The following is a 22704-nucleotide window of genomic DNA, read 5'->3' as shown; positions in this document are numbered from 1 at the left end:
TTGTGCTACTCGTGTGTCTGAAGAGAAGGCGCTACTGCCAAGTGAGCGCTCTCTTGGGGCATTTGACACCAGTTCGGTGTTTCCAACGTAATCGGGGTAATCGACTTGATAACTGCCATTAAGGGTATGCGCGTCCGCAGAGCGGCCGGAGTGGTCCTCACCACCGGCGCCGTGCTCGCGACCGGTGCTCTCGGCACGGCGCCCGCGCAGGCCCTCACGAAGCCCACGATCGCCGCCAAGGGCGGTTTCGTGATGAACAGCGGCACTGGCTCGTCGCTCTACACCAAGGCAGCGGACACCCGCCGCTCCACCGGCTCCACGACGAAGATCATGACCGCCAAGGTCGTCCTGGCCCAGCCGAACCTCAACCTGGACGCCAAGGTCACCATCCAGAAGGCGTACAGCGACTACATCGTCCGCAACACCGCCTCCTCGGCCCGCCTCATCGTCGGCGACAAGGTCACCGTCCGCCAGCTGCTGTACGGCCTCATGCTGCCGTCCGGCTGTGACGCGGCGTACGCCCTCGCCGACAAGTTCGGTTCCGGCTCCACGCGTGCCGCCCGGGTGAAGTCGTTCATCGGCAAGATGAACAAGCAGGCCAGGGACCTCGGTCTGACGAACACGAAGTTCGACTCGTTCGACGGCATCGGCAACGGCTCGAACTACTCGACGCCGCGTGACCTCACGAAGATCACCAGGAGCGCGCTGAAGAGCGCCAACTTCCGCGCGATCGTCAAGACGAAGAAGTACACGGCCAAGACCATCACGAAGACCGGCAGCACCCGCACGATGGCTCCGTGGACCAACACCAACGGTCTGCTGAGCAGCTACTCCGGCACGATCGGTGTGAAAACCGGTTCCGGTCCGGAGGCCAAGTACTGCCTGGTCTTCGCCGCGACCCGCAACGGCAAGACGGTCGTCGGGACGGTCCTCGCCTCGACGTCCATCTCGGCGCGCGAGTCGGACGCGAAGAAGCTCATGAACTACGGCTTCGCCAGGTAACCAGCTCAGCTCAACCGACTGCGCCGTTCCCCGCGCCCCTTCTCGGGGGCGCGGGGAACGGCGCAGTCTTTTGCTCTTCGCTCTCAGGGGCGCGGGGAACGGCGCGACCGGCCCCCGCCGCGCGCCCGAGCCCTACCCCCAGGTGATCAACCGCTTCGGCCGCTCCAGGATCGCCGCCACATCGGCCAGCACCTTGGAGCCCAGCTCCCCGTCGACCAGCCGATGGTCGAAGGACAGCGCGAGGGTCGTGACCTGCCGGACCCTGACCTTCCCCTTGTGCACCCACGGCTGCGGCTTGATGGACCCGACGGCGAGGATCGCCGACTCACCGGGGTTGAGGATCGGCGTACCCGTGTCGACCCCGAACACCCCGACGTTCGTGATCGTCACCGTCCCGCCCTGCATGGCCGCCGGCGAGGTACGCCCCTCACGAGCCGTCCCCACCAGCTCACCCAGCGCCTCGGCGAGCTGCGGAAGCGTCTTGGCGTGGGCGTCCTTGATGTTCGGGACGATCAGGCCACGCGGGGTGGCCGCCGCGATGCCCAGGTTCACATAGTGCTTCCGCACGATCTCCTGGTTGGCCTCGTCCCAGGAGGCGTTGACGTCCGGATGGCGCTTGATGGCGACCAGCAGGGCCTTGGAGATCAGCAGCAGCGGGTTCACCCGCAGCCCCTGCATGTCCTTCTCCTGCTTGAGCTCCTCGACCAGCTTCAGCGTGCGCGTCACGTCGACCGTGACGAACTCGGTGACATGCGGCGCGGTGAACGCCGACCCGACCATCGCGGCGGCGATCGCCTTGCGGACCCCCTTGACCGGGACCCGGGTCTCGCGCACGCCGTCGTACGAGACGGACGGGGCGAGGGGGGCGAGCGGGGGCGCGGCCGGAGCGCCCGCCGGGGCCTCCGATGCCGGCGCGGGCGCCGCGGTGACCGCGGGCTCCCGGACGGAGGCCGTAGTCGCGGCCGGGGCGGGGGCGGCTGCGGGGGCCACCGCCGCGTGCACGTCCTCGCGGGTGATGATCCCGTCCGGGCCTGAGGGCGTGACCGCCGCCAGATCGACCCCGAGGTCCTTGGCCAGCTTGCGCACCGGAGGCTTGGCCAGCGGACGGGCCGCCGGAGCCGCGTGTCCGTTCAGCTCGTTCTGGACCGCCTCGGCCGCGGCGGCGGCTTCCGGCTGCCGGGCCGGCACCCCTCTGCGGGGACGGCGCTTGGTGGAGGCCACCGAGACCCCGTACCCGACGAGAACCGGCTTGCGGCCCTCCGGCGCGGGCTCGGCCTCCGCGGATGCCGTCGCAGCCGGTGCCTCGGCCGGAGTCACCGCGGCCGGAGCCTCGGTCGAGGCGGTCGAGGCGGTCGAAGCAGGCGGACCGGCTGAGGCGGGGGCAGCGGTGTCAGCGGGCGCAGCCGCCCCGGCGGCCGAGCCGTCCCCACCGCCCACCCGCACCGCGATGATCACCTGGCCGACGTCCACCGTCGTCCCCTCGGGGAAGCGCAGCTCGTGCACCACCCCGTCGTAGGGGATCGGCAGCTCGACGGCGGCCTTGGCGGTCTCGACCTCGCAGACCACCTGCCCGTCGGTCACCGTGTCACCGGGCTGGACGTACCACTTGAGGATCTCCGCCTCGGTCAGGCCCTCGCCCACGTCGGGCATCTTGAACTCGCTCAGCCCCGAGGCCGTTTCCGTCATCGTCGTCACGACCTTCTCCTCAGTACGCCAGCGAGCGGTCGACGGCGTCGAGCACCCGGTCCAGGCCCGGCAGGTACTCGTCCTCCAGGCGGGCCGGCGGATACGGGGCGTGATAGCCGCCGACCCGCAGCACCGGTGCCTCCAGGTGGTAGAAGCTCCGCTCCGTGATCCGGGCCGCGATCTCCGCGCCCGTCCCGAGGAACACCGGCGCCTCGTGCACCACGACCAGGCGGCGGGTCTTCTCGACCGAGGCCTGGACGGCGTCGAAGTCGATCGGGGACATCGACCGCAGGTCCAGCACCTCGAGGGACTTGCCCTCTTCCTGGGCTGCCGCCGCGGCCTCCTGGCAGACCTTCACCATCGGCCCGTACGCCGCCAGCGTCAGATCGGTGCCCTCGCGGACCACCCGCGCCTTGTGCAGCGGACCGGGGATGGCCTCGCGGTTCACCTCGGACTTGTCCCAGTAGCGCCGCTTCGGCTCGAAGAAGATCACCGGGTCGTCGCTGTGGATGGCCTGCTGCATCATCCAGTAGGCGTCGCCCGCGTTCGAAGGGGAGACCACCTTCAGGCCCGCCACGTGCGCGAAGAGCGCCTCGGGGGACTCGGAGTGGTGCTCGACCGCACCGATGCCGCCGCCGTACGGGATGCGGATGACGACGGGGAGCTTGATCTTGCCGAGCGCCCGCGCGTGCATCTTCGCGAGCTGCGTGACGATCTGGTCGTACGCCGGGAAGACGAAGCCGTCGAACTGGATCTCCACGACCGGGCGGTAGCCACGCAGCGCGAGGCCGATCGCGGTGCCGACGATGCCCGACTCGGCGAGCGGGGTGTCGATGACCCGGTCCTCGCCGAAGTCCTTCTGCAGGCCGTCCGTCACCCGGAACACACCGCCGAGCTTGCCGACGTCCTCGCCCATGATCAGGACCTTGGGGTCCGAGTCGAGGGCCGTGCGCAGCGATTCGTTGATCGCCTTGGCCAGCGCCATCTTTTCCGCTGTCATCGCTGATCGCCCTCCCCTTCATCGGCGAACGACGCCTGGTAGGCGGCGAACTGGGCCCGCTCCTCGTCGACGAGCGCGTGCCCGTCCGCGTACGCGTTCTCGAAGATGGCGAAGCTGTCCGGGTCCGGCATGGCGCGGACGACTTCGCGTACTCGTTTGCCCAACGCCTCGCTCTCGGCTTCGAGTTCCGCGAAGAATCCCTCGTCCGCGTGGTTTGAGGCCTCCAGGTACGTGCGCAGCCGCTGGATCGGGTCCTTCGCCTCCCAGGCCTCGCGCTCCTCGTCGGCCCGGTACTTGGTCGGGTCGTCGGAGGTGGTGTGCGCGCCCATGCGGTACGTGAACGCCTCGACGAGGGTCGGCCCCTCGCCCCGGCGGGCCCGCTCCAGCGCCCACTTCGTGACGGCGAGGCAGGCGAGGACGTCGTTGCCGTCCACGCGGACGCCCGGGAAGCCGTACCCCTGCGCGCGCTGGTAGAGCGGGACGCGGGTCTGGCGCTCGGTGGGCTCGGAGATGGCCCACTGGTTGTTCTGGCAGAAGAACACGACGGGCGCGTTGTAGACCGCGGAGAAGGTGAACGATTCAGCGACGTCGCCCTGGCTGGAGGCGCCGTCCCCGAAGTACGCGATCACGGCCGAGTCCGCGCCGTCCTTGGCGATGCCCATGGCGTAGCCGGTGGCGTGCAGCGTCTGCGAGCCGATGACGATCGTGTAGAGGTGGAAGTTGTTGCTGTTCGGGTCCCAGCCGCCGTTGTTCACGCCGCGGAACATGCCGAGCAGGTTGGCCGGGTCGACGCCGCGGCACCAGGCGACGCCGTGCTCGCGGTAGGTCGGGAAGACGTAGTCGTCCTCGCGGGTGGCCCGTCCGGAGCCGATCTGGGCGGCCTCCTGGCCGAGCAGCGAGGCCCACAGGCCCAGCTCGCCCTGACGCTGCAGGGAGGTGGCCTCGGCGTCGAAGCGCCGGGTGAGCACCATGTCGCGGTACAGGCCGCGCAGCTCTTCGGGGGTGATGTCGGCTACGTACGCGTCGAATTCGCCATTCTTGACGCGCTTCCCCTCGGGGGTCAGCAGCTGTACGAGGTCCGGCTGGGCGCCCGGCGGCTTCTTCGCAGCGGTGCGCTTTGTACCGGCGCTGCGTCGCGGCTTGCGCGCGGCAGTGCTCTCCACGGTCACGTGTGCTCCTCCGTCGGTCCGGCCCCCGGGGTTGCCGGGAACTGGGGTTCCCCCAGCTCGTCGAGAACCGGGGGAGCGGCTCGCCTGGTCCTCGTACCCGTGCACGGGGTGGGTGCCCTCGGCCGGGAACAGGCGTGACAGGTGCCCCGGCGAGCGCCCTGCAACAAGCACGTTACCCAGTGCTTCACATTTCTGTGAAACCCCTCCTGACCTGCGTTTTTGCTCGGAGTTCCAAGTACTTTCCACTCGGACTTCCAAGTACTTCGCACACGTCGGGAACAGTCGCTGGTCACAGCACTGGTAACAGCCTGGCAGGGGGCCGGAACACCGGCACGTTATCCCGGTCACCCCGGGGACGGGAAGGGCTCGACTGGCGCAAGCGGAAAGATCGTGTGTGAAACTGACTCCGTGCGCGAAGAGGGAAAAATCACCGTTTTTCTTCTCGACGACCATGAGGTGGTCCGCCGGGGAGTCCATGAGCTGCTCTCGATGGAGGACGACATCGAGGTGGTCGGCGAGGCCGGTACGGCCGCCGACGCGCTGGCGCGAATTCCGGCCACGCGTCCCGACGTCGCCGTCCTGGACGTGCGGCTGCCGGACGGCAGCGGAGTGGAGGTCTGCCGCGAGATCCGCTCCAAGGACGAGTCGATCAAGTGCCTGATGCTCACCTCCTACGCCGACGACGAGGCCCTCTTCGACGCGATCATGGCGGGCGCCTCGGGCTACGCGCTGAAGGCGATCCGCGGCGACGAACTGCTCTCGGCGATCCGGGACGTCGCGGCCGGCAAGTCGCTCCTCGACCCGGAGGCGACCGCCCGCGTCCTGGAGCGGCTGCGTGACGGAGGCAGCCCCAAGGGGGACGCCCGGCTCGCCAAGCTCACCGACCAGGAGCGCAGGATCCTCGACCTGATCGGCGAAGGGCTCACCAATCGTGTGATCGGCGAGCGGCTGCACCTCGCAGAGAAGACCATCAAGAACTACGTCTCCAGTCTGCTGGCCAAACTGGGCATGGAGCGGCGCGCGCAGGCAGCCGCCTACGTGGCCCGGATGCAGGCGGGCCGGCAGCAGTGAGCTGAGGCGGAGGCCCCCTCGCGGCGGGGGACGGGACCTCCGGCCCGCGCCCGGGGGCCCGGCGGCCTCTTCTCCCGGCTCCCCCGGTGCCGCAGATTGGGGGCATGCCGACCGACCAGCACATCGCCGCCGGCCTGCTCGGCCGCGTCGAGTACGGCCGGGTGGCGGCCAGCGTGCGCGCCCTGCCCTTCCTGGCACCGGCCCGCCATATCGTCGTGGCCGACCGCCTCCTGCTGAGGATGCACCGGGGCCACGGCCACCACCGGGTGTGCGCGGGCAGCGTCGTCGCCTACGGCGCGGACAACCTGGGTTCCGCCCCCGCGGGCACGGAGCGGTGGTCCGTGCAGATCGTCGGGTGGTGCGAGAACGCCGAGCCGACCGACGCCCAGCTCGACCGCTTCGGCCCCGGCCCGCGACGGGTGGACGGCGATCCCTTCGAGGCCGTCTACCTGGAGATCGCCCCGAGCCTGGCCACCGTGCACTCCCTGGGCATCACCGATGGAGCACCCGAACGAGCACAATAAGTAATGAGATCGATACGGAGGGCTCCTGCGGTGCCCTAACATCTGGCGCGTGTCGCGCTCATCTGTTTCGCCCGCTCCCTCCCCCGCACCTCCGCTGGGTGCCCTGCTGCGCCGGTACGGCGCCGGAACCCCGCTGGCCTGCAAACCCGTCGACCAGGGCCTGCTCAACCGCGGTTACCGGCTCGCCACCACCCGGGGCCGGTACTTCCTCAAGCACCACTTCGACCCCGAGACGGCCGACCCGGCGGCGATCGCCCGTCAGCACCGCGCGACCCAGCGGCTCGCCGACCTGGGCGTCCCGGTGGCCCCGCCGCTGACCGGGAAGGACGGCCGCACGGTCGCCGTGATCGGCGGTCACGCGTACGCGCTGCACCCCTGGGTCGACGGACGGCACCGCAGCGGCGCCCAGCTCACCCCCGAGCAGTGCCGCCGCCTCGGCGCCCTCCTGGGAGTCGTCCACGCCTCCCTGGAACGGGTGATGCCGCCCCGGGGGTCCGAGGAGCGCGCCGAGAGCGCCGACCCCCGCGACACCTTCGCGCTCATCGACGACCTGCTCGCCCGGGTACGCCGCCACCGCCCGGCGGACACCTTCGACGAACTGGCCCGCCACCGTCTTCTGGAGCGGCGCACCCTCCTGGAACGGCACGCGGACCGGCTGCCCCCGAAAGGCGGCACGGTGGGCTGGACGCACGGGGACTTCCACCCCTTCAACGTGCTCTACAAAGGAAGTGCCCCCGCCGCGATCGTCGACTGGGACCGGCTCGGCGTCCAGCCGCGGGCCGAGGAGGCGGTACGCGCCGCCGTGATCTTCTTCGTACGCCCCGCGGGCACGCTCGACCTGCCGAAGGTGCGGGCCTACGCGCGCGCGTACCGCCGCTCCGCGCGGGCCACCCCGTCGGAGCTCGCGGCCGCCGTGCACCGGGTGTGGTGGGAGCGGCTCAACGACTTCTGGATACTGCGCTGGCACTACGAACGCGGGGACACCCGGGCCGACCCGCAGTTCCCCGCGGCCTCCGCACTGGCGGTGTGGTGGACACGGGAGTACGACGCGGTGTGCGAGGCGTTCGTGGGGTGAGGGTGAGGCCCCGCCGGGCGGTCAGTCGTCGGCTCCGGGATCCCCGTTCGTACCACCGGCGTCGGCCGGCGTTTCGTCCGGAGGGCTTTCATTGCCCGGCGGGGTCGTCTCCTCGTCCGGCGGGGGCGTCGTCGTGGGCTGCTTCGTCGTCGGGTCGGCCGAGGGCTTGGACTGCGTGGGCGAGGGCGAGTAGGTCGGCGACGGCTTGTACGACGGCGTGTAGTCCTGGTTGCCGCCCGTGCTCGTGTCCTCGTCCGTCTGCTCCTCCGTGGGCTCGTCCGAGGTGTCCTTGCTGGGGGCGTCGTCCTTCTCGGTCTCCGAGGCGGTCGGCGTCGTCTTCGTGCCGCCCCCGCCACCACCGCTGCCGCCGCCGTTCAGCGCCAGCGCCACACCCGCCGCGATCGCGATCACCGCGAAGACGGCGAGGATCCACATCTTGCCGCGACCGCTGCCCCGGTTGCCGTGGCCCTCGAAGCCGCCGTCGTCGCCTCCGCCCCGGCCCGGAGGCAGGAGCGGTGAGGGGATCTGGGCGGTGCCCGAGTCACCGGGGTGCGGCAGTCCGGCCGCGCCCGCGAGGCCCAGCGCCGGAGTGGTCATGCCCTCGTGCAGAGTCACCGGGCCGGTGTTCCAGGTGCCGGTGTGGCCGCCCTGGTCGTACAGCATCTGCAGCCCGTACTGGACGAGTCCGCGCATCTCCTCGGCGGTCTGGAACCGGTCGTCCGGCTCCTTCGCGAGGGAGCGCATGACCAGGCCGTCGAGCTCCGGCGGCACCGCGTCCGAGACCTCGGACGGCGGCACCGGGATGTCCTGGACATGCTGGTAGACCACCGACAGTGGGGTCTCACCGGTGAACGGGGGCCGCAGCGCGAGGAGTTCGTAGAGCAGACAGCCCGTCGCGTACAGGTCGCTGCGGTGGTCGACCGCCTTGCCGAGCGCCTGCTCCGGGGAGAGGTACTGGGGCGTGCCCATGACCATGCCGGTCTGGGTCATCGTCGACTGGGCGCCGTGCAGGGCGCGCGCGATACCGAAGTCCATCACCTTGACCGCACCGGTGTCGGTGATGATCACGTTGGCGGGCTTGATGTCCCGGTGCACGATGCCGTGCTGGTGCGAGTAGGCGAGCGCTTCGAGCACACCGGAGACGATGATCAGCGCCTGCTCGGGGCCCGGGGCCTCGGCGTTGATCAGGAGGTCGCGGATCGTGCGGCCCTCGACGAGCTCCATGACGATGTACGGGACGACCTGGTGGGGGAGGACGTCCTCGCCCGAGTCGTAGACCGCCACCACCGCATGGTGGTTGAGGCCGGCGACCGACTGGGCCTCGCGTGTGAAGCGGGCCTTCGAGGTCGGGTCCTCGGCCAGGTCGGAACGGAGCAGCTTGACCGCCACGGTCCGCCCCAGCCGGACGTCCTCGGCCGCGAACACCTCGGCCATACCGCCCCGGCCGAGTCTGTGGGTGAGCCGATACCGGCCGTCCCCGACCAGTCCGCCGTTACCCCACAACTCCGGCGCATCTGACATACCGCCGCCAGTCGCCTCGGGGTCGGACGGGCCCTGAGCGCGCTGCTGCTGTGCCATCGGTCCTCGCCGTCGTTTCTGTCCGCACCGGTCGACGTAGTACGCGCGGTGGTTGTTACGGTCTCCGTCGGGCCACGCTACAGCCTCCGCGCGAAGCGCCGGTCCGTGATGGACCCGCTCGCGGAACCCGCGGCCGGTCCGCGGGTGCACATTGTGTGTGCCGGCCGTACAGCACCTGTAACGCTTCCGCGACGCTTCTGTCCCGTACGGTCACGGAACGGGCACCGAGCTTGACGTGTCAGTGCCCTCCGGCAGACTTGGCTGGAATAACACCAGAGATCACCGGCCGCGGGAGCCACATCAGGCGACTTTCGCCCGCGTGACGGCGCACTGTCGATGGGGGACGCGGAAAGATGAGCCAGGACGGCGCACACGGCCAGTACGTGGGGCGATCGGTCGCCGGCGGGCGCTACCAGCTGCGCGACCTGCTCGGCGAGGGCGGCATGGCGTCGGTGCACCTCGCCTACGACTCGGTGCTCGACCGGCAGGTCGCCATCAAGACACTGCACACCGACCTCGGCCGGGAGCAGGCCTTCCGCGAGCGTTTCCGCCGCGAGGCGCAGTCGGTGGCCAAGCTCACGCACACGAACATCGTCTCGGTCTTCGACACCGGCGAGGACACCCAGCTCGACGGCGGGTCCGGGACGCCGACCCCGTACATCGTCATGGAGTACGTGGAGGGCCGGCCGCTCGGCTCGGTCCTCGACCAGGACGTCGCGCAGTACGGCGCGATGCCCGTCGACAAGGCACTGAAGATCACCGCGGACGTGCTGGCCGCGCTGGAGATCAGCCACGAGATGGGGCTGGTCCACCGCGACATCAAGCCGGGCAACGTCATGATGACGAAGCGCGGCGTGGTCAAGGTGATGGACTTCGGCATCGCCCGCGCGATGCAGTCCGGTGTCACCTCGATGACCCAGACCGGCATGGTCGTCGGCACTCCGCAGTACCTCTCCCCCGAGCAGGCCCTCGGCCGCGGTGTGGACGCCCGCTCCGACCTCTACTCGGTCGGCATCATGCTCTTCCAACTGGTCACCGGGCGGCTGCCGTTCGAGGCGGACTCGCCGCTGGCCATCGCGTACGCGCACGTCCAGGAGACGCCTGTCGCGGCCTCCTCGGTCAACCGCTCGCTGCCTCCGGCCGTGGACGCGCTGATCGCCCGCGCGCTGAAGAAGAACCCGAACGAGCGTTTCGTCAGCGCGGAGTCGATGCGGGACGAGTGCCTGCGCGTGGCCCAGTCCGTGCAGCCCGTGCCCCCGAGCATCGTCCCGGGTGTGCAGACGTCCAGCGGGGCCGGTGTGGCCTCCGCGGTGTTCCCGCCGGTCGACAATTCGGCGCAGGTACCGCAGGGCAGCGTACAAACCCCGTACCAGCCCAGCCCCTACGGACCGTCGACGCCCGCACCGGCGCCGACTCCCGCCCCCGCCCCGTCGTACGGCTATCCGCAGCAGGGCGGCTACCCGACACCGCATCAGACCTCCGCGTACTCCCCGCAGCAGGGTCTGACGACCCCGCCGCCGTACACGATGTCCCCCCAGTCCGCGGGCGCCCCCGGCGGTGGCCGCAAGAACAACATGCCGGTGATCGTGGGCTCGATCGTCGTCGCGCTGCTCGCCGTCGGCGGGCTGATCGCCGCTCTCACGATGGGTGGCGACGACGACAAGAAGAAGGACGCCTCCGAGAGCGCCCGTGCCTCGGCTTCCGAGGAGGTGGCCGGGCACAAGGGGCCGGACACCACGAAGAAGATCGACACGACCGAGTGCACCGAGCCCGACGAGTCGTACAACGACGAGGACAAGATCAAGGTCCCGGACTTCGAGTTCAAGAACATCGACTCGGTGAAGGCGTGCTTCCAGGCGGCGGGCTGGCAGTACGAGGCCAAGTCGGTGGACGAGAACGCCTACGGCGAGGGCACGGTCATGACCCAGATCCCCGAGGCGCAGTCGGACGTGGATCCCGAGCACATGCCCAAGATCCAGCTCTATGTGTCGACGGGCAACCCCTCCTGATCCGTCGCGGGACACCGCGGGACAGCACGAGAGGGGCCCGGCTTTTACGCCGGGCCCCTCTCGTGCGACTGCGCTCCTACAGGTACGGACCGCCCGAACGGCCGCCCGCCCGCGGATCCACCAGCTCTTCCTCGCCGCCCGCGCCCGGCGGCAGCGCCCGGCGCATCTGCTCCAACTGGGCCCTGGCCGCCATCTGCTGGGCGAACAGGGTGGTCTGGATCCCGTGGAAGAGACCCTCCAGCCAGCCGACCAGCTGAGCCTGCGCGATCCGCAGCTCGGCGTCCGAGGGGATACCGTCGTCCGTGAACGGCAGGGAGAGCCGCTCCAGTTCCTCGACGAGATTGGGAGCGAGCCCGTCCTCCAGCTCCTTCACCGAGCTGGCATGGATCTCCTTGAGCCGTACCCGGCTCGCTTCGTCCAAGGGTGCCGCACGCACCTCCTCCAGCAACTGCTTGATCATGCTCCCGATCCGCATGACCTTGGCCGGCTGTTCCACCATCTCCGTCACCGGAATCTCTCGGGAGTCCGCGTCTCCACCGCCACCGAGAGCCATCCCGTCCTGGCCCACGACCAGGATCTGGGGGTTCTCCGGCGATCCTTCGTTCCTCGGCATCTCCATGCCGCCATTCTCTCGCACTCACACACGTCACCAGCGTGGTGCCCCCTACGAGGCGTGATCCACCCTGTACGAACGGGCGCCCCGCGTCAGGGGGGCGGCGCCGACGGGGGCGGTGGCTCCGTGGCCGCCGCCTCCGCGAGTCGCAGCAGCCGGGCCTCGCAGTGGTCCAGCCAGCGGATCTCGGCCTCCGCGCGGAAGATCAGATGCTCCAGCACGAACAGCCGGGCCACCTCGTCGCGGTGGCCGGGCGCCTCCGCGAGCGCCCGGGCCCTGAGCCGGGTGTACGTGTGCATGGCCTCCGAGAGATACCGCCGCTGCGCCTCCGCGATCGCCCGGAGGTCGGCGCCCGGCGCCCCCACCGCCATGGCCAGCTTGATCGCCAGCTCGTCACGCGGCAGGTTGGAGCGCTCCACGGGACGGATGAACCAGGACCGCAGCTCGGCCCGCCCGCTGTCCGTCAGCGCGTACAGCACGTGGCCCGCCTCGTCGGCGCCCTGCTGTACGACCAGGCCGTCCCGTTCCAGCCGGGCGAGGGTCGTGTAGACCTGGCCGATGTTCAGCGGCCAGGTCGAGCCGGTGCGCGCCTCGAACTCGGTGCGCAGCCGGGAGCCGTAGCGGGGACCGCGCTCCAGGAGCGCCAGCAGGCCATGTCGTATCGACATACCCGATCTGTACCCCGTACACCTGTGCGCGCCACGGCCATCACCGAGCGTGACAAGGCCTCCGGGACCGGGGGCTATGGTTCCGGGCCCAGCGGCCCCGGCTCCGGATGCCGGTGCGGACACCCCGTGTGAGGCTGAAGCCGCTGATCTTGGATCCTCCGTACCGGGAGGGGGTCACCGACGTGACTCCATGGCTTCGCACCCTGCGCGTGACCGGCCTGCTGCTGCCCCTGCTGGCGGGCCCCGCGTTCACGCCGTACGCCGCCGCGCACGAGCCGGTTCCCGCCGAGTCGCGGGCCGGCAGCCGGGCCGGAGAGGGCCGCGAGCGTCCGGGCCGTCAGACGCCCCCGCCGGACGAGGACGGCGCCTCGGCTCACCCGGACAGCGCAGAGAGCCCGGTCGGCGACGAGAACCAGGCCCAGGAGGCCTCTCCCGCACCGCCGGAACCGCCCGCCCGCCCCGTCGACGCCCGCCAGGCGGCCGACCACCCGGTACGAGATTCGGAACCCGTCCTCCAGGTACTGCCCCTGGGCAGCGGTCTGGTCCTGATCGGCCTGGGCCTGGGCCTGGCATTCCTGGCCCTACGAACCCGCCGGGGCTGAATCCTGCGCCCATGGGGGCGCGGGGAACTACGCACCCGGCCCCCGCCGAGCCGCACCCGAGAGACACCCCGTCGGGCCTCAGGGAAGCGTGAGCAGCACCTTCCCGATATGGCTGCTCTCCTCCAGCACCCGGTGCGCCTGCGCGGCCTCCCGCATCGGCAGCTCCCGATCGACGATCGGCCGCACATGCCCGCCCGCGAGCAACGGCCACACATGCTCCCGCACGGCCGCGACGATCGCCGCCTTCTCCTCAGCAGGCCGGGCCCGCAACGACGTCGCGGTGACAGCGCCGCGCTTGCTCAACAGCGCCCCGATGTTCAGCTCCCCCTTGGCCCCGCCCTGCATCCCGATGATCGCGAGCCGCCCGTTGACGGCGAGAGCGGTGACATTGCGGTCGAGATACTTCGCACCCATGTTGTCGAGAACGACATCGGCGCCCGCCCCGTCCGTGGCCGCCCTGACCTCCTCGACGAAGTCCTGCTCGCGGTAGTTGATGAGCACATCCGCGCCCAGCTCTGCGCAGAAGTCCAGCTTCGCCTTGCTGCCGGCGGTGACGGCGACCTTCGCGCCCACCGCCTTGGCCAGCTGGATCGCCATCGTGCCGATACCGCTCGATCCGCCGTGCACCAGCAGCGTCTCGCCCGGCCGCAGATGGGAGATCATGAAGACGTTCGACCAGACCGTGCAGGTCACCTCCGGCAGCGCGGCGGCCTTGTCGAGGTCCACGCCCTCGGGGACGGGCAGCAGCTGCCCGGCCGGGACGGCCACCTTCTCGGCGTACCCGCCGCCCGAGAGCAGCCCGCACACCTCGTCGCCGATGTTCCACCCCGCGGTACCGGGCCCGAGCGCGGCGACCCGTCCGGAGCATTCGAGCCCCGGGTACGGGGACGCGCCGGGCGGCGGATCGTAGAAGCCCTGCCGCTGCAGCAGATCGGCGCGGTTGACCGCGCTCGCCACCACCTCGACCAGTACTTCGCCCTCCCCGGGCACCGGGTCCGGGACCTCGTCCCACACCAGCGCCTCGGGCCCACCAGGTTCAGGAATCGTGATCGCTCGCATGCGGGCGAGGCTACTCCCGACAGCCCGTCACGTGGGGAAACCGGCCGCCACGTGGGGGTTCGATGCGCCACCGTGGGGTCCGGCCCGCCAGGAGCTCAATCCTGCGGCAGCGGCTTCATGTCCGGGGCGATCTGGCTGTGCGGGCTGACCCGCACGATGGTGATCAGCCGGTCCGTCAACTGCAGCTTTCCGATGCCCGGATCGTCGTAACCGAGCACCCGATGCCCTCGTACGACGCTGACCACCAGGTCCTCGACCTCTCGGACCCCCTTGCCGACCTCGGCCTTTATGACGGGCCGCTCGGTCATGTCGAGCCCACTGCCCTGCTGGATGAGGTCCTCCATGACCATGCCCGCGCTGGGGCTGAGCACGGAGAGGCCGAGCAGGCGGCCGGCGGCGCTCGCGCTGGTGATGACGGCGTCGGCGCCGGACTGCTTCAGCAGGGGCGCGTTCTCCTCCTCGCGCACGGCGGCCACGATCTTCGCCTTGCGGTTGAGCTGCCGGGCCGTCAGCGTGACGAGCACGGCGGTGTCGTCGCGCTGGGTCGCGATGATGATCTGGCGGGCCCGCTGGACCTCGGCCCGCAGCAGTACGTCACTGCGCGTGGCGTCACCGATCACCCCCGCGTACCCGTCCGCCGTCGCCGCCTCGATCACCTTGGAGCTGGGGTCGACGACCACGACCTGCTCCTTGTTCAGCCCCGTCGCGCACACGGTCTGGATCGCCGAGCGGCCCTTCGTGCCGAACCCGATGACAACGGTGTGCTCCCTCAAAGCGGTCCTCCAGCGGTTCAGTCGCCACTCCTCCCGGGTCCGTTCGGTGAGAACTTCGAGAGTGGTGCCGACCAGGATGATCAGAAAGAGCACGCGCAGCGGCGTGATCAGGAAGATGTTGGTGAGGCGGGCGCCGTCACTGACCGGGGTGATATCGCCGTACCCGGTGGTCGAGAGCGTGACGGTCGCGTAGTAGAAGGCGTCGAGCAGGTCGACCGACTTATCGGAGTTGTCGGTGTAGCCCTCCCGGTCGAAATAGACGATGAAGGCCGTACCGAGCAGCACCAGCAGCGCCATGAGGACGCGTTTGGTGACCTGGAACAGGGGGCGTTCCACCCGTTGGCGGGGCAGCTCCACCCGATGGGTGACCAGGCGTTCGTCCGCCTGGCGGGCGATCGCGTCATGGCCCGGAAGTTTCACGTGAAACACACCTCGATCCCGGCCATGGCCCAGGGCAGTTCGAGGATCTCCAGTTCCTGACCCGCCCGGGCGCCGCCCGGCGGCACGACCGCGAGCGCGTCGGCCACGGCGATACCCCGCAGCATCGCCGGCCCGTTGTAGTGCAGCGGCACGGCCCGGTCCCCGCGCAGGGCGACAGGGACCAGCCGGGTGTCGTACGGGTGGCCGTGCACGCCTTCCCGAAGGGGCAGCGCGTACGGCTCCGGGGCCGTGCGTCCCGCGAGGGTGCGCAGCAACGGCTCGGCGAGGGTGAGCAGGCCGGAGACGGCGGCGAGCGGATTGCCCGGCAGCCCGACGAGGTGCTGGTTCTCCTTGATTCGTGCCAGGAGCATCGGGTGGCCGGGTCGCACCTGGACGCCGTCCACGAGCAGTTCGGCACCGAGGCGGCGCAGGATCGGGTGGACGTGGTCCACGGGACCGGCGGCGGTTCCCCCGGTCGTGACGATCAGGTCGGCGTCGGAACTCCTGAGAGCCTTGCGCAGGGCTTCGGCGTCGTCGCCGAGCCTGCGCACCGCGATGACCTCCGCGCCGAGCGCGCGCAGCCAGGGCGGCAGCATCGGGCCGAGCGCGTCCCGGATCAGCCCGTCGTGCGGCAGTCCTTCGGTGAGCAGCTCGTCGCCGAGGACCAGGATTTCCGCGCGGGGCCGGGGGAGGGCCGCGACGGTGTCGTATCCGGCGGCTGCGGCGAGCCCGAGCACGGCCGGGGTGACCAGCGTGCCGGTCGGCAGCAGGGGGTCGCCGGAGCGGCACTCCTGGCCGCGGGGCCGGATGTCCTGCCCGTGCACGACGTCCCGGGTCGCGTACAGCCGCTCCTTCTCGTCGGTGCGGCCGTGTTCGCTGCGGAGCACGGCGGAGGTGTCCTGCGGGATCCGCGCGCCGGTGGCGATCCTGACCGCCTCGCCGTCGGTGAGCCGCTGCGGTCCGCCGTGCCCCGCGAGCACTCCCTCGGCCCGGACGTCCCACGGTCCGGGTCCGGCGACCGCCCAGCCGTCCATCGCGGACGTGTCGAAGGACGGCAGGTCCGAGAGCGCGGCGAGCGGGGCGGCGAGGACGAGGCCCAGCGCGGCTTCCAGCGTCACGGAGACGGCGGTGTCCGGGCGGCGGGGGGCTCGCCCGGCGATGGCGCGGGCCCTCGGCCAGGGCGTGGCGGCGGGGTGCTCGGCGCTGTGGTGCTCGGCGGCCCGGTGCCCGGCGTCCTGACGCCCGGCGTCCTGCTGTTCGGCGGGGTCCTTCGCGCTTCCGGCTCCGGGGGCCGGTGAGGGCACCGGACGGGAGGCGCCGGTGGATCCGGGGTCGTCGGGCACCGGGGCACCGCCTTCCTTCACCAGGGCCAGGGCCTCCTCGACGTCGAAGTCGACCTCCTCGAACCGCCCCGAGGCGGTCATCCGGCGTCCGGGCCGGTGGATTCCGCCTCCGCCGCCCAGCGCAGCGCCAGGGCCGCGGCCTTGCGGGCGGCCTCCGCGACCGCTTCGGGGCCCCCTTCGGCCCGGCCCGCCGCGTACCCGACGAGGAACGTCGTCAGCGGCGCCGCCGGACGGGCCACCCCGTGGGCGGCGTCGCGGGCGAGGTCGAGCAGGACGTCGGTGTCGACGTCCAGGTCGAGGCCCAGTTCGTCCTTGACTGCGGTGATCCATTCATCCAACACGTGCCCATGCTCCCTGATACGTGCCCGGGCGGCGGCGATGTCGTCCCAGGTGTCGCAGTCGAAGGACGCGACGGGGTCGGTGATACGGGTCAGTTCGAGCGCGCCGGTGAGCCGTCGCAGCGGCAGACCGGTCAGTTCGCCGTGCTCGGCGCGCAGCGCCGTCAGCTCGCGTCGCAGCGCCGAGCGGCGGTACGCGGCCACGAGGGGCTGGTCGCGTCCGCCGGGGTCGGTGAGCAACACACCGTCGCCGCGGCCTTCGTGAAGGGCCGTCAGCAGGTTCCGTACCGTCTCCCGGTCCAGGAACGGCAGATCGGCGGAGAGCACGACGACGTACTCGGCGGTGGTGTGCCGCAGGCCGGCGTCCAGCGCGGCGAGCGGGCCCCCGCCAGGAGGGTCCTCACGTGCCCACTCCACGGGGCGCTCGGTGGGCCGGGGCTCCGCGACGACCACGGTGACGGCCGCGCCGGAGCAGGCGGCGAGGACACGGTCGAGCAGTGCGCGACCGCCCACGCGGACCCCCGGTTTGTCCGCTCCACCGAGGCGGCGGGCGGCGCCTCCGGCGAGTACGACGGCGTCATGGCCGTCCGTACCGGCCGCGCCGGAGGAACCGAACGCGTCGGAGGAACCGGGTGTGCTGGGTGGCTCGAACGCGGTCACCCCACGAGTATGGGTGTCCGATGGATCATTTCCACCCCCGCGCACAGCATGTGGACGGGGGTGGCGACGGACCGCCACGCGTTCCCCGGGGCCCAGAGGGTCACAAGGTCCGCAGCAGCACCGCCGGTTGTTCCACGCAGTCCGCCACATATCGCAGGAAACCGCCCGCCGTTCCGCCGTCGCACACCCGGTGGTCGAAGGTGAGCGAGAGCTGCACGACCTGCCGTACCGCCAGCTCGCCCTCGTGCACCCACGGCTTGGGGACGATCCGGCCGACGCCGAGCATGGCCGCCTCGGGGTGGTTGATGATCGGGGTCGAGCCGTCGACGCCGAACACCCCGTAGTTGTTCAGTGTGAACGTCCCGCCGGTGAGGTCCGCCGGGGTGAGCGTCCCGGTCCTGGCCGCCTCGGTGAGCCGGGCGAACTCCGCGCTCAGCGACTCCGCGTTCCGGCCGTGCGCCCCCTTCACCACCGGTACGACCAGTCCGCGCTCGGTCTGCGCGGCGAACCCGAGATGCACCTCGTCGAGCCGTACGACCTCGCGGGCTTCCATGTCCACCGTCGAGTTGAGCTCGGGGAACCTGGCCAGCGCGGCGGTGCAGATACGGGCGAGGAGCGCGATCAGGGAGATCTTCGGTCCGCCGGCCCCGTTCATCGCCACGCGCGCGTGCATCAGTTCCGTCGCGTCGGCGTCGACCCAGCAGGTCGCGTCGGGGATCTCGCGCCGGCTGCGGGAGAGCTTGTCGGCGACGGCGCCGCGGACGCCCTTGAGGGGGATGCGGGTGCCCGCCCGGGGCACCGCGGTGCCGGACGCGCGCGGGGCGGCCGGGGCGGGTGCCGCCGCCGGGCTCCGCTCCGGCCGCGCGACCGCCGGCGCGGACACGGACGCCCCGGCCCGTACGGCGTGCTCGACGTCCGCGCGCGTGATCAGCCCCTCGGGGCCCGAACCGGCCAGCGCCCGAAGATCGAGCCCGTTCTCCCGCGCCAGCCGCCGCACGAGCGGGGAGATGACCGCGACGGGGCCGTCGGACGGGCGGCCGGGGTCGCCACCGGCGCCCGCGGCTTGCGCGGGCGGAGACACAGGCACAGACGCAGGCGCAGGCGCAGGCGGTCGTACGCGGCGGCGGCGCGCCGGAGGGGCCTGCGTGCCGTAGCCCACGAGCACGTTCCCGGAGCCCTCGTCCTCATCGCCGGAAGCCCGTGCCCCGGAAGCCGCCCCGACGGCGGCCGGAGCGTCGAGACCGGAGGAGGCGAGGCCGGACAGGGCGGGGTCCGCCGCGCCGGAGCCCGCGCTACCGGAGGCCGGGGTACCGAAGCCCGCGCCACCGGAGGCAGCCGCTCCCACCGCGACCGTCAGCAGCGGGGAGCCCACGGGCAGTTCGGTGCCCTCCTCCCCGTAACGAGCCGTCACCACGCCCCCGTACGGGCACGGCACCTCGACCATCGCCTTCGCCGTCTCGACCTCGACGACGGGCTGGTCGATCGCCACGACATCGCCGACCTGGACGAGCCAGCGGACGATCTCGGCCTCGGTGAGCCCTTCACCGAGGTCGGGCAGTTTGAACTCCAGGACCTGGGCCATCAGCTCTGTGCCTCCCACTGCAGCCGGGCCACCGCGTCCAGGATCCGGTCGACGCCGGGCAGATGGTGCCGCTCCAGCATCGGCGGCGGATACGGGATGTCGAACCCGGCCACGCGCAGCACCGGCGCCTCCAGATGGTGGAAGCAGCGCTCGGTGACCCGCGCGGCGATCTCCCCGCCGGGTCCTCCGTAGCCGCCCGACTCGTGCACCACGACGGCCCTGCCGGTGCGGCGCACGGACGCGGCGACCGTCTCGTCGTCGAAGGGCACCAGGGAGCGCAGGTCGACGACCTCCAGGTCCCAGCCCTCGGCCCGTGCCGCGTCCGCGGCCTCCAGGCAGACGGGCACGGACGGCCCGTACGTGATGAGCGTGGCGCTGCGGCCCCGGCGGCGGACCACCGCGCGGCCGATCGGCTCCACGGCCTGCGGCTCGTCGGGGTTCCAGGAGTCCTTCGACCAGTACAGCCGCTTGGGCTCCAGGAAGACGACCGGGTCGTCGGAGGCGATGGCCTCACGCAGCAGTCCGTACGCGTCGGCGACCGTCGCGGGGGTGACGACATGCAGCCCCGGAGTCGCCATGTAGTACGCCTCGGAGGAGTCGCTGTGGTGCTCCACCCCGCCGATGCCGCCGCCGTAGGGCACGCGCACGGTCAGGGGCAGCGGCATCGCCCCGCGGGTGCGGTTGCGCATCTTCGCCACGTGCGAGATCAGCTGCTCGAAGGCCGGGTACGCGAAGGCGTCGAACTGCATCTCCACGACCGGCCGGAGCCCGTACATGGCCATGCCGACAGCCGTGCCGAGGATGCCCGCCTCGGCCAGCGGTGTGTCGGTGACGCGGTCCTCACCGAACTCCTTCGCGAGGCCGTCGGTGACCCGGAAGACACCGCCGAGGGTGCCGACGTCCTCGCCCATCACATGGACGGTGGGGTCGTCGGTCATGGCGTCGCGCAGGGCCCGTCCGAGGGCCTGCGCCATGGTGGCCGGCTTCACCGCGACGGTGGTCATCGCGTGTTCCCTTCCGGCTCGTGCGAGCGCGCGTCCGTGGCTTCGCCGCCGTACTCGTCGTCGTGCTCGTCGTCGTGGTGGCGCGCCTCGGCGTCCAGTTCGGCGCGCAGCTGCGCCTCCTGCTCCAGGAGGTTCGCGGTGGGCCGGGCGTAGACGTGCGCGAACAGGTCCATGGGGTCGAGGACCGGGTCCTGGTTCATGCGCTCGCGCAGGTCCGCGGCCATCGCCTCGGCGTCCTCGCGCACGGCGCGCACACCGTCCTCGTCGAGCAGTCCGCGCTCGGTGAGCGCGTGCTCCATGAGGGCGATCGGGTCGTGCGCCCGCCAGGCCTCGACCTCCGTGTCCTCGCGGTAGCGCTTGTCGTCGTCCGCGTTCGTGTGGGCCTCCATGCGGTACGTCACCGCCTCCACGAGGGTGGGGCCGAGACCCGCGCGCGCGTGGGCGATCGCCTCGCCGAGGACCTCGTGCACGGCGACGGCGTCGTTCCCGTCGACCAGGCGGCCCGGCATCCCGTACCCGACGGCCTTGTGGGCCAGTGAGGGGGCCGCGGTCTGCTTGGCGAGCGGGACGGAGATGGCGAAGCCGTTGTTCTGGACCAGGAAGACCACCGGGGCCTGCCAGACGGCCGCGAAGTTCAGTGCCTCGTGGAAGTCGCCCTCGCTGGTGCCGCCGTCGCCGACGAGCGCGAGCGCGACCACGTCGTCGCCCTTGAGGCGGGCGGCGTGCGCGAGGCCCACGGCGTGCGGGAGCTGGGTCGCCAGGGGGGTGCACAGGGGGGCGACGCGGTGCTCGTACGGGTCGTAGCCGGTGTGTCGGTCGCCGCGCAGGAGCGTCAGCGCCTGGACGGGGTCGAGGCCCCTGGCGACCGCCGCGAGGGTGTCCCGGTAGCTCGGGAAGAGCCAGTCGCGCTCTTCGAGGACGAGCGCGGCGGCGACCTCGCAGGCCTCCTGGCCGTTGGAGGAGGGGTAGACGGCGAGACGACCCTGCTTGGTGAGGGCTGTGGCCTGCGTGTTGTACCGGCGGCCCCGTACCAGTTCCGCGTACAGCCGGCGCAGCAGATCCGGGTCGACCCGATCGGCCGCACGGGTGCCGAGGACGCGGTGGGGCAGCGCGTCGGGCAGCAGCGGCGCGGGGTCGGTACGTGGCTGCCAGGCGGGCGGGGGCGTCGGCCGGTACGCGCCTCGCTGCTCCATGACCGTCATGTCGGCACCTCCTCGTGGGAGTCGCTTCGAGAGGCCGCCGAGAGTGACGCGCCTCACCTACCGATTGTTCGGTCGTCGGCACATTTTGGCTACAGGCACCTTCAGGCTGTGGACAAACGGTTCTGCACAGCCTGAGATGGACGCAGTACGTCCATGGTAGGGAGGCGGGGGGACATGGCACCTGAACAAATGGCCGAGGGGCCGGAGCCGGGAGCGGCCCTGCCGCCGCCGCGTCCGCTCGACTCCACCGATCAGGACATTCTGCAGATGCTCCAGGCGGACGGACGCGCCTCGATACGGTCGGTCGCCGAGCGGGTCCACGTGTCCCGCGCCAATGCCTACGCGCGGATCAACCGCCTCGTCGAGGACGGCGTGATCCGCGGCTTCGGTGCCCGTGTCGACCACGAGCGCGCGGGACACGGCACCTCGGCCTACATCACGCTGAAGATCGTGCAGAACACCTGGCGCACGGTGCGCGAGCAGCTCAGGAGGCTCCCCGGGGCGTCCCACATCGCGCTGGTGGGCGGCGACTTCGACGTCCTGCTGCTGGTGCACACGCCGGACAACCGGGCCCTGCGCGAACTGGTCCTCACCCGTCTCCAGGCCATCCCCGAGGTGCTCAGCACCCGGACACTGCTGGTGTTCGAGGAGGAGGACCTGGAACCGCAGGGGTGAGCGGGGTGCGCGGGGGCGCGCCGTCCGGCCCACGCGCCCCGTGAGATGCCGCTCAGCCCGCCTGTCTGAGTCCCCCGAAGACCATCAGCACCACGGCGTCGGCGACCTCGCGCTCTCCCATGCCGCGCCCGTCCGGGCGGTACCACTCGACTATCGAGTTGATCATCCCGAAGACCAGCCGGGTCGCGAGCCGGACCTCCAGGTCGGCGCGTACGTCCCCGTCGGCCGCCGCCGCCTTCAGGAGCGCGGCCACCTCGTGGTCGAAGTCCCGGCGCCGTTCCAGGGCCCAGCGCTCGGTGTCGGTGTTGCCGCGCACCCGCAGCAGCAGCGTCACGTAGGGCAGCTCGGCGGTGAGGACCTCGACCATGCGCCGGGTGACGTACTCCAGGCGCTCCACGGCACGCCCCTCGCGCGCGTGCTCCTCGTCGAGGATCCCGAAGAGGCCGTCGAGCGCCCGGCTGACGGCCCGGCGCAGCAGCTCCTCCTTGCCCGTGACGTGGTGGTAGATCGACGACTTGGAGATGCCCGCCGCCTTGGAGAGGTGCTCCATGGAGGTGCCGTCGTAGCCGCGCTCGTTGAAGACCCGCACGGCCACCGAGAGCAGTGTCTCCGGCGTGTAGGTGTCGCGCTTGGCGGTGGTCATGGGGTGCC

General features: G+C 71.4%; 21 protein-coding genes. 7 read left to right on the top strand and 14 right to left on the bottom strand.

Features of this window, described 5'->3' with window-relative positions; all coding sequences use genetic code 11:
• The first annotated feature begins 126 nt into the window (after nucleotides 1-126).
• A complete protein-coding gene (locus K3769_RS22960) occupies nucleotides 127-1002 on the top strand; it encodes a D-alanyl-D-alanine carboxypeptidase family protein (RefSeq protein WP_372515010.1) in 876 nt (291 codons plus the stop codon).
• 132 nt (nucleotides 1003-1134) lie between these two features.
• Here K3769_RS22960 and K3769_RS22955 read toward each other — a convergent pair whose 3' ends face one another.
• The 3 genes from K3769_RS22955 to pdhA (K3769_RS22945) are packed head-to-tail and all read right to left on the bottom strand — an operon-like array spanning nucleotide 1135 to nucleotide 4857.
• Nucleotides 1135-2697, bottom strand: coding sequence for a dihydrolipoamide acetyltransferase family protein (locus K3769_RS22955; RefSeq protein ID WP_267028238.1), 1563 nt, complete (start codon nucleotides 2695-2697; stop codon nucleotides 1135-1137).
• A gap of 10 nt (nucleotides 2698-2707) precedes the next feature.
• Nucleotides 2708-3688, bottom strand: a complete 981-nt coding sequence (locus tag K3769_RS22950) for an alpha-ketoacid dehydrogenase subunit beta (RefSeq protein ID WP_267028237.1) — start codon at nucleotides 3686-3688, stop codon at nucleotides 2708-2710.
• Nucleotides 3685-4857, bottom strand: a complete 1173-nt coding sequence (gene pdhA / locus K3769_RS22945) for a pyruvate dehydrogenase (acetyl-transferring) E1 component subunit alpha (protein WP_267028236.1) — start codon at nucleotides 4855-4857, stop codon at nucleotides 3685-3687. The genes K3769_RS22950 and pdhA (K3769_RS22945) overlap by 4 nt, the downstream gene beginning before the upstream one ends.
• A gap of 408 nt (nucleotides 4858-5265) precedes the next feature.
• Here pdhA (K3769_RS22945) and K3769_RS22940 point away from each other — a divergent pair, with 408 nt between their 5' ends.
• From K3769_RS22940 to K3769_RS22930, 3 genes are all read left to right on the top strand, one after another.
• Nucleotides 5266-5928 carry a response regulator gene (locus K3769_RS22940; protein ID WP_267028235.1) on the top strand — a complete coding sequence of 221 codons (663 nt, stop codon included), beginning with the start codon at nucleotides 5266-5268 and terminating at the stop codon, nucleotides 5926-5928.
• Nucleotides 5929-6032: 104 nt separating this feature from the next.
• Complete coding sequence (locus tag K3769_RS22935; RefSeq protein ID WP_267028234.1) at nucleotides 6033-6452, top strand: pyridoxamine 5'-phosphate oxidase family protein; 420 nt, start codon at nucleotides 6033-6035, stop codon at nucleotides 6450-6452.
• A gap of 49 nt (nucleotides 6453-6501) precedes the next feature.
• Entirely contained in the window at nucleotides 6502-7527 is a 1026-nt protein-coding gene (locus tag K3769_RS22930) for a phosphotransferase (protein ID WP_267028233.1), read from the top strand.
• 21 nt (nucleotides 7528-7548) lie between these two features.
• Here K3769_RS22930 and K3769_RS22925 read toward each other — a convergent pair whose 3' ends face one another.
• Nucleotides 7549-9105, bottom strand: a complete 1557-nt coding sequence (locus tag K3769_RS22925; RefSeq protein WP_267028232.1) for a protein kinase domain-containing protein — start codon at nucleotides 9103-9105, stop codon at nucleotides 7549-7551.
• A gap of 353 nt (nucleotides 9106-9458) precedes the next feature.
• On the opposite strand from K3769_RS22925, the gene K3769_RS22920 reads away from it, so the two are divergent.
• Nucleotides 9459-11114 (top strand): protein kinase domain-containing protein, encoded by a 1656-nt coding sequence (locus tag K3769_RS22920; RefSeq protein WP_267028231.1) that lies wholly within the window; start codon nucleotides 9459-9461, stop codon nucleotides 11112-11114.
• A 76-nt stretch (nucleotides 11115-11190) separates the two neighbouring features.
• On the opposite strand, the gene K3769_RS22915 is transcribed toward K3769_RS22920, so the two are convergent.
• Both K3769_RS22915 and K3769_RS22910 read right to left on the bottom strand, forming a co-directional pair.
• Entirely contained in the window at nucleotides 11191-11733 is a 543-nt protein-coding gene (locus K3769_RS22915) for a bacterial proteasome activator family protein (protein ID WP_267028230.1), read from the bottom strand.
• Nucleotides 11734-11819: 86 nt separating this feature from the next.
• Nucleotides 11820-12395, bottom strand: coding sequence for a PadR family transcriptional regulator (locus K3769_RS22910; protein ID WP_267028229.1), 576 nt, complete (start codon nucleotides 12393-12395; stop codon nucleotides 11820-11822).
• Between the two features lie 182 nt (nucleotides 12396-12577).
• Between K3769_RS22910 and K3769_RS22905 the strand changes: the two genes are divergently transcribed.
• Nucleotides 12578-12997, top strand: a complete 420-nt coding sequence (locus K3769_RS22905; protein WP_267028228.1) for a hypothetical protein — start codon at nucleotides 12578-12580, stop codon at nucleotides 12995-12997.
• A 78-nt stretch (nucleotides 12998-13075) separates the two neighbouring features.
• Here K3769_RS22905 and K3769_RS22900 read toward each other — a convergent pair whose 3' ends face one another.
• The 7 genes from K3769_RS22900 to pdhA (K3769_RS22870) all read right to left on the bottom strand — a co-directional run bounded on the left by K3769_RS22900 (nucleotide 13076) and on the right by pdhA (K3769_RS22870) (nucleotide 21378).
• Complete coding sequence (locus K3769_RS22900; protein ID WP_267028227.1) at nucleotides 13076-14056, bottom strand: NAD(P)H-quinone oxidoreductase; 981 nt, start codon at nucleotides 14054-14056, stop codon at nucleotides 13076-13078.
• 95 nt (nucleotides 14057-14151) lie between these two features.
• Nucleotides 14152-15249 (bottom strand): potassium channel family protein, encoded by a 1098-nt coding sequence (locus K3769_RS22895; protein WP_267028226.1) that lies wholly within the window; start codon nucleotides 15247-15249, stop codon nucleotides 14152-14154.
• A complete protein-coding gene (locus tag K3769_RS22890) occupies nucleotides 15246-16673 on the bottom strand; it encodes a molybdopterin molybdotransferase MoeA (protein ID WP_267028225.1) in 1428 nt (475 codons plus the stop codon). The genes K3769_RS22895 and K3769_RS22890 overlap by 4 nt, the downstream gene beginning before the upstream one ends.
• A complete protein-coding gene (locus K3769_RS22885) occupies nucleotides 16670-17590 on the bottom strand; it encodes an NTP transferase domain-containing protein (RefSeq protein ID WP_267028224.1) in 921 nt (306 codons plus the stop codon). Before K3769_RS22885 ends, K3769_RS22890 begins: the two co-directional genes overlap by 4 nt.
• A gap of 100 nt (nucleotides 17591-17690) precedes the next feature.
• On the bottom strand, nucleotides 17691-19172 hold the full coding sequence (locus K3769_RS22880; RefSeq protein ID WP_267031503.1) for a dihydrolipoamide acetyltransferase family protein: 1482 nt from the start codon (nucleotides 19170-19172) through the stop codon (nucleotides 17691-17693).
• Entirely contained in the window at nucleotides 19172-20176 is a 1005-nt protein-coding gene (locus tag K3769_RS22875; RefSeq protein ID WP_267028223.1) for an alpha-ketoacid dehydrogenase subunit beta, read from the bottom strand. Before K3769_RS22875 ends, K3769_RS22880 begins: the two co-directional genes overlap by 1 nt.
• Nucleotides 20173-21378 (bottom strand): pyruvate dehydrogenase (acetyl-transferring) E1 component subunit alpha, encoded by a 1206-nt coding sequence (pdhA, locus tag K3769_RS22870; RefSeq protein ID WP_267028222.1) that lies wholly within the window; start codon nucleotides 21376-21378, stop codon nucleotides 20173-20175. Before pdhA (K3769_RS22870) ends, K3769_RS22875 begins: the two co-directional genes overlap by 4 nt.
• Nucleotides 21379-21552: 174 nt before the next feature.
• Between pdhA (K3769_RS22870) and K3769_RS22865 the strand changes: the two genes are divergently transcribed.
• On the top strand, nucleotides 21553-22053 hold the full coding sequence (locus K3769_RS22865) for an Lrp/AsnC family transcriptional regulator (protein ID WP_372515008.1): 501 nt from the start codon (nucleotides 21553-21555) through the stop codon (nucleotides 22051-22053).
• A 52-nt stretch (nucleotides 22054-22105) separates the two neighbouring features.
• On the opposite strand, the gene K3769_RS22860 is transcribed toward K3769_RS22865, so the two are convergent.
• Nucleotides 22106-22696 carry a TetR/AcrR family transcriptional regulator gene (locus K3769_RS22860; protein ID WP_210881493.1) on the bottom strand — a complete coding sequence of 197 codons (591 nt, stop codon included), beginning with the start codon at nucleotides 22694-22696 and terminating at the stop codon, nucleotides 22106-22108.
• Nucleotides 22697-22704 lie beyond the last annotated feature (8 nt).

It is taken from the genome of Streptomyces ortus, from assembly GCF_026341275.1.
GTDB classification, from domain to species: Bacteria; Actinomycetota; Actinomycetes; order Streptomycetales; family Streptomycetaceae; genus Streptomyces; species Streptomyces ortus.
Note: the sequence above shows the minus strand (reverse complement) of the source record. Positions and strands in the feature narration are given on the sequence as shown.